This is a genomic window from Streptococcus sp. 959, from assembly GCF_013277075.1.
GTDB lineage: Bacteria > Bacillota > Bacilli > Lactobacillales > Streptococcaceae > Streptococcus > Streptococcus pseudopneumoniae_C.
Genome location: NZ_VMMF01000003.1, coordinates 134476 through 140566 on the forward strand (window position 1 = coordinate 134476; position 6091 = coordinate 140566).

At 41.4% G+C, this 6091-nt stretch carries 2 protein-coding genes; both read left to right on the plus strand.

Annotation, left to right across the window (positions count from 1 at the left end):
• Nucleotides 1–4764: ZmpA/ZmpB/ZmpC family metallo-endopeptidase (locus tag HT717_RS01450; RefSeq protein WP_240149496.1), on the plus strand; the 4764-nt coding region annotated here is incomplete at its 5' end.
• 41 nt (nucleotides 4765–4805) lie between these two features.
• Nucleotides 4806–6091, plus strand: a 1286-nt coding sequence (locus HT717_RS10020; protein WP_173304203.1) for an SIALI-17 repeat-containing surface protein, incomplete at its 3' end; no start/stop codon positions are given.

The following is a 6091-nucleotide window of genomic DNA, read 5'->3' on the forward strand; positions in this document are numbered from 1 at the left end:
CCCGCCTTACCCGAAGCAGTAGTAAGTGCTAAAGGTGAACCCGCTGTCCAATCCGCTTTACCGGAAGCAGTAGTAAGTGCTAAAGGTGAGCCCGCAGTTCAACCTGAATTGCCAGAAGCTATGGCAAGCGCCAAAGGTGAGCCCGCAGTTCAACCCGCCTTACCCGAAGCAGTTGTAAGTGATAAAGGTGAACCAGAAGTTCACCCAGAGTTGCCAGAAGCAGTTGTGACTGACAAAGGTGAGCCGGAAGTCCAACCCGCCTTACCCGAAGCTGTTGTAACTGACAAAGGTGAACCTGCAGTTCAACCAACGTTACCCGAAGCAGTCGTGACTGATAAGGGTGAACCCGCAGTTCAGCCTGAATTGCCAGAAGCAGTTGTTACCGATAAAGGGGAGGCTGCAGTCCAACCCGCCTTACCCGAAGCTGTTGTAACTGACAAAGGTGAACCTGCAGTTCAACCAACGTTACCCGAAGCAGTCGTGACTGATAAGGGTGAACCCGCAGTTCAGCCTGCATTACCCGAAGCAGTTGTAAGTGCTAAAGGTGAACCTGAAGTTCAACCTGAATTACCCGAAGCGGTTGTAACTGATAAAGGTGAACCTGAAGTTCATCCAGAATTGCCAGAAGCCGTTGTAACTGACAAAGGTGAACCTGAAGTTCATCCAGAGTTACCAGAAGCTGTTGTAAGCGCCAAAGGTGAGCCTGAAGTTCAACCAGCGTTACCTGAAGCAGTTGTTACTGACAAAGGCGAACCAGAGGTTCACCCAGCGTTGCCAGAAGCTGTAGTCAGTGACAAAGGTGAGCCTGAACAGGTAGCCCCACTTCCTGAATATAAGGGGAATATTGAGCAATTAAAACCTGAAACTCCGATTGAGAAGCCGAAAGAAACAGATCCAGAAAAAACACTCGAATTAAGAAATGTTTCGGATATTGAGTTGTACAGCCAGACGAATGGGAATTATAAACAACATATCTTATTGGATGGAATTCCAAAGAATACGGATAATTACTTTGTCAAGGTAAAATCTTCGGCATTTAAAGATGTCTATCTACCAGTCGCCTCAATAACTGAAGAGGAAAGAAATGGTCAGCCAGTTTATAAAATTACAGCTAAGGCTGAGAAACTCCAGCAAGAGCAGAACAATAAATATGTCGACCATTTCACCTTCTACCTCGATAAGAAGTCTAAAGAGGAAAATACAAACTTTACTTCCTTTAGTAATCTGGTCAAAGCTATAAACCAAAATCTCTCTGGAACCTATCATTTAGCAGCTAGCCTGAATGCTAACGAAGTGGAGCTTGGTCCTGATGATAAATCCTATATCAAGGGAACCTTTACTGGTCATTTGATTGGAGAAAAAGATGGTAAGAAGTATGCTATCTATAATTTGAAAAAACCTCTGTTTGAAAACTTGAATGGTGCTACAGTAGAAAAACTGAGTCTAAAAAATGTTGCTATTTCAGGGAAAAATGATATTGGTTCACTGGCAAATGAAGCTCAGAATAACACAAAGATTAAACAAGTTCATGTCGATGGTGTTCTGGCTGGAGAACGTGGTATCGGTGGATTGCTTGCTAAGGCAGACCAATCAAGCATCACAGAGAGCAGTTTCAAGGGAAGAATTATCAATACCTATGAAACAACTGCTGCCTACAATATTGGCGGTCTGGTCGGTCATTTAACAGGAAAAAATGCGTCTATTGCTAAATCTAAAGCGACAGTAACCATTTCGTCAAACACCAATAGTTCAGATCAGACTGTTGGTGGGCTAGCAGGTCTTGTAGACCAAGATGCGCATATACAGGATAGCTATGCTGAAGGTGATATCAACAATGTCAAGCACTTTGGTAGAGTTGCGGGTGTGGCTGGATATTTGTGGGATCGAAAGACGAATGAGGAACAGCATGCTGGAAGCTTGACCAATGTACTAAGTGATGTCAATGTAACCAACGGGAATGCTATTACCGGTTACCACTACAATGGAATGAAGGTGAAGGATACATTCAGCAGCAAGGCGAACAGAGTATACAATGTCACCTTGGTTAGGGATGAAGTCATCAGCAAAGAATCCTTTGAAGAAAGAGGAACAATGCTAGATGCTTCTGAAGTGACTAATAAAAAAGCAGAAATCAATCCTCTCACTCCTCCAACAGTGGAGCCCCTTTCAACAAGTGGTAGTAAAGAAAGTGATTTTTCTAAGGTGAAGCATTATCAAGCTAACCGTGCTTTGGTTTATAAGAACATTGAAAAATTGTTACCTTTCTATAACAAGGCGACCATCGTGAAATACGGAAACCTGGTCAAGGAGAACAGTCTCTTATATCAAAAAGAACTCTTGTCCGCAGTTATGATGAAGGATGACCAAGTAATCACAGATATTGTTTCTAACAAACAGACTGCAAATAAGCTCTTGCTTCACTATCATGACCATTCATCTGAGAAGCTCGATCTCAGATACCAGACTGATTTTGCTAAGTTGGCAGAATATAGCTTAGGGGATACAGGACTCCTCTACACTCCAAATCAATTCTTGTATGACCAAGACTCTATCATTAAGCAAGTCTTACCTGACTTACAAAAGGTTGACTATAAGTCGGATGCTATCAGAAAGACACTCGGAATTTCTCCAGATGTCAAGCAAACTGAGCTCTATCTGGAAGACCAGTTCGTCAAAACAAAACAAAATTTGGCAAACAGTTTGAAAAAACTCTTGTCAGCAGATGCTGGACTTGCTGGTGACAACCCAGTTACCAGAGGCTATCTTGTAGATAAAATCAAGAACAATAAGGAAGCCTTACTACTCGGTTTAACTTATTTAGAACGTTGGTATAACTTTAGCTATGGTCAAGTGAATGTCAAAGACCTAGTTATGTATCATCCGGACTTCTTTGGTAAAGGAAATACTTCACCACTAGATACTCTGATTGAGTTAGGTAAATCTGGCTTTAACAATCTTCTTGCTAAAAACAATGTTGATACTTATGCTATCAGTCTTGCCAGCCATCATGGAACGACAGATTTGTTTAGCACGCTTGAAACTTACCGCAAAGTCTTTCTACCAAATACAAGCAACAATGACTGGTTTAAATCACAAACTAAGGCTTACATCGTCGAAGAAAAATCTAATATTGAAGAGGTGAAAACAAAACAAGGACAGGCTGGTACCAAGTATTCTATTGGTGTCTACGACCGTATCACTAGTGCCACATGGAAATACCGCAATATGGTCTTGCCGCTCCTAACCTTGCCGGAGAAATCAGTCTTTGTCATCTCGACCATGTCTAGTCTAGGATTTGGAGCTTATGATCGCTACCGCAATAATGAGCATAAAGCGGGCGAGGAACTCGATAATTTCGTTGAAGAAAATGCGCGTGAGACAGCTAAACGTCAACGAGATCACTACGATTATTGGTATCGCATTTTAGATAAAGAAGGACGTGAAAAACTCTATCGTACAATTCTACTTTATGATGCCTATAAGTTTGGAGATGATAGAACCTCTGGAAAAGCTACAGTTGAGGCTCAGTTTGATAGTACCAATCCGGCGATGAAGAATTTCTTTGGTCCAGTGGGTAATAAAGTAGTTCACAATCATCATGGTGCTTATGCAACTGGAGATGGCGTTTACTATATGTCCTATCGTATGTTAGATAAGGATGGAGCCATTACTTATACTCATGAGATGACCCATGATTCAGATCAGGATATTTACCTTGGTGGCTATGGTCGAAGAAGTGGCTTGGGACCTGAGTTCTTCGCAAAAGGCTTATTGCAAGCTCCTGACCAACCAAGTGATGCAACTATTACCATCAACTCTATCTTGAAACATAAAATATCAGATAGTACAGAAGGCCAGCGATTACAAGTACTTGATCCAACTACAAGATTTAATAACGCAGCAGATCTTCAGAACTACGTCCACAATATGTTTGATGTCGTTTACATGTTGGAATATCTCGAAGGGCAATCTATCGTGAAACAGTTAGATGCTTATCAGAAAATGACGGCCCTGAGAAAAATCGAGAATAAATACGTAAAAGATCCTGCAGATGGAAATGATGTTTACGCTACTAACGTTGTACAAAATCTGACAGAAGAAGATGCCAAAAAATTGACTACTTTTGATAGTTTGATTACAAATAATATCTTGTCAGCTCGTGAATATAAGTCTGGGGAATATGAACGAAATGGCTACTATACGATTAAACTCTTTGCCCCAATCTATTCGGCTCTGAGCAGCAAGGGAACTCCGGGTGATTTGATGGGACGTAGAATAGCTTATGAACTTCTGGCTGCCAAAGGCTTTAAGGATGGAATGGTACCATATATCTCAAATCAATATGAAAAAGATGCAAAAACGGCGGGAAGTAAGATTAAGTCTTATGGTAAAGAAGTAGGTTTAGTTACAGATGAACTTGTCCTTCAAAAAGTATTTAACGGTCAATATAAAACTTGGGCAGAATTCAAGACAGCTATGTATCAAGAACGTGTGAAGCAGTTTGGGAACTTGAAGCAGGTTACCTTCAACGATCCAACTAAATCTTGGGCAAGTTTTGCAAGAAAGACGATTCATAGTGTAGAAGAACTGCAGCGATTAATGGACGAAGCTGTCCGTAAGGATGCAGATGAGAATCGTTATTCTTGGGACAACTATAATCCAGAATATGATAGTGCAGTTCATAAGTTAAAGAGAGCAGTGTTTAAGGCCTATCTAAATCAAACTGATGATTTTAGAAGTTCAATTTTTAAGAATAAAAAATAGTGTTTACTATTAGGAAATAAAATTAAAGAAGGTGATTACGATTGTCATTATTTAAAAAAGAACGGTTTTCGATACGAAAAATCTGTGGGATTGTTGGTTCGGTGTTACTCGGAAGTGTCTTGGTTGCACCGTCAGTCATCCATGCTTCTACCTATCATTACATTGAAAAAAGCGCTCTTACACAAGAAGAACAAACTAAGATTAAAGCAGGAATTCCTACTGATAATGAAGCAAGTTATGCTCTTATTTATCAGCAGGAAGCTCTTCCTGCAACAGGTTCATCGACTTCTGTGCTTACAGCTTTAGGTCTATTAGCTGTTGGTAGTTTAGTCCTTTTGGTTTATAAAAAGAAAAAAGTTAGTAGTTTGTTCTTAGTTACTACTATCGGACTGATTAGTCTTTCTAGTATGCAAGCTCTCGATATAAGCAATCCTTTGAAAGCTCCAAGTAATGAAGGAGTAGTTCAAATTGCTGGATATCGTTATATTGGATACTTACCCCTTGATGATGATACAATTTCAGAAATTCAACATAAGGATGAGGGGACAAAGAATGTTCTAGTATCTGAAACTCAGGAAAGTATCCCTAATGAAGCGCCTAAAGCAGACAAACCAGAGTACACTGCTCCAGTAGGTACAGTTCCAGATGAGGCTCCTAAGGTAGAGAAACCAGAACATACAGCACCAGTTGGTGGTAATCTGGTTGAGCCTGAAGTTCATGAAAAACCAGAATATACTGAACCGATAGGCACAGTGCCTGACGAAGCGCCTAAAGCAGACAAACCTGAGTACACTGATCCTGTGGGTATGGTTCCTGACGAAGCGCCTAAAGCAGACAAACCTGAGTACACTGATCCTGTGGGTATGGTTCCTGACGAAGCGCCTAAAGCTGAGAAACCAGAGTACACTCAACCTGTGGGTACAGTGCCTGACGAAGCGCCTAAGGCTGAGAAACCAGAGTACACTCAACCTGTGGGTACAGTGCCTGACGAAGCACCTAAAGCTGAGAAGTCAGAGTACACTGCTCCAGTAGGCACAGTCCCTGACGTTGCTCCTAAGTATGAGAAGCCAGCATACACTGAGCCTGTAGGTATGGCTCCAGACGAAGCACCTAAAGCAGAGAAACCAGAATATACAGCACCAGTTGGTGGTAATCTGGTAGAACCTGAGGTTCAACCAGCCTTACCCGAAGCAGTTGTGACTGAAAAAGGAGAACCAGAAGTTCAACCAGTCTTACCAGAAGCTGTTGTAACTGAAAAAGGTGAGCCGGAAGTTCAACCGACATTACCAGAAGCAGTTGTGACTGAAAAAGGGGAACCAGAAGTTCA